At 58.6% G+C, this 319-nt stretch carries 1 protein-coding gene; it reads right to left on the bottom strand.

The annotated features are described in order from the left end of the window. On the bottom strand, nt 1-319 hold a 319-nt coding region (locus tag QCE73_RS34130), incomplete at both ends, for an HAD family hydrolase (RefSeq protein ID WP_309885352.1).

The following is a 319-nucleotide window of genomic DNA, read 5'->3' as shown; positions in this document are numbered from 1 at the left end:
CCCTTAGCGAGTCGGCGTCATTTGCTATCAGTCCAACGTCAATGCCCTCCGCTTGCATCAGCGCAGTGTTGCCTAAGGCGAGCCTGCGACCACCCACGATTCCTCGGACACCGATTCCTGTGCTGGACTCGAATTCTTCGCCTCTATCGAGCGGCAGTCGTTGTTCGCGAGCAGCACTTACGATGGTCGCGGCGAGCGGGTGTTCACTACCTTGGTCAAGGCTTGCTGCGAGACGAAGAACCTCTTGCTCCGAGAAGCCGTTGACGCCGACACAGCGTTGAAACGCTGGATGTCCCTCCGTGAGCGTGCCTGTCTTATC

The organism is Caballeronia sp. LZ029 (genome assembly GCF_031451275.1).
Classification (GTDB): Bacteria; Pseudomonadota; Gammaproteobacteria; order Burkholderiales; family Burkholderiaceae; genus Caballeronia; species Caballeronia jiangsuensis.
The sequence above is the reverse complement of the archived record's forward strand: the minus strand, read 5'-3'. Positions and strand labels throughout refer to the sequence as shown.